The organism is Micromonospora sp. URMC 107 (assembly GCF_051386315.1).
Classification (GTDB): Bacteria; Actinomycetota; Actinomycetes; order Mycobacteriales; family Micromonosporaceae; genus Micromonospora.
In genome coordinates this window covers 1-660 of the sequence record NZ_JBPQTK010000290.1, presented here as the reverse complement: position 1 = coordinate 660, position 660 = coordinate 1, and the positions used below count along the sequence as shown (strand labels likewise).

The following is a 660-nucleotide window of genomic DNA, read 5'->3' as shown; positions in this document are numbered from 1 at the left end:
CCCCCTCGCCGTCGACATCCACCCCCACCACACCTTCCGCCAACTCCTGCACCACTCCCGCACCGTCCTCATGCACGCCGTCACCCACCAGGACATCCCCTTCGACAAACTCGTCGAAGGCACCCGACCCACCCCCGACCGCCACACCCCACCCCTCATCCAAACCGTCTTCACGACCATGGACGGCACCGATGCGGCACCGCTGCACACCGCCACGATGCGGCCGCTGCCGATCGACGAGGGGGTCGCGAAGTTCGACCTGGCCGTCCAGGTGCAGGTGGAGCCGGACGTGGTCCGGGTGTTCTTCGACTACGCCTGCGACCTGTACGAGCCCGCGACGATGGCGGAGCTGGCCGACAGCTACCGGGCCCTGGTGGCGGCCGTGCTGGCCGAGCCGGACCGGCCGCTGTCCACCGTGGTCGCGGTCACGGACGCGCAGCGGGAACGACTCGCCGACGCGTTGACCGCCAGCCCGGTCGCGGTCCCGCCCGGTGACCTGGGGTGTGTGCCGCGGCTGGTGGCCGACGCGGCGGCGCGGCATCCGGACGTGACGGCGATCGTCGACGGGGCGGGGGCGCTGACGTACCGGGAACTCGACGAGTGGTCCAACCACCTCGCCCACCAACTCCTACGCCACGGCGCCCGACCCGACCACCCCGT

Annotated in this window: 1 protein-coding gene; it reads left to right on the top strand. The window is 71.8% G+C overall.

What is annotated here, in order from left to right; translation table 11 throughout:
• A partial coding sequence (locus ACSNN9_RS28565) for a condensation domain-containing protein (RefSeq protein WP_436676405.1) occupies positions 1 to 660 on the top strand: 660 nt, incomplete at both ends.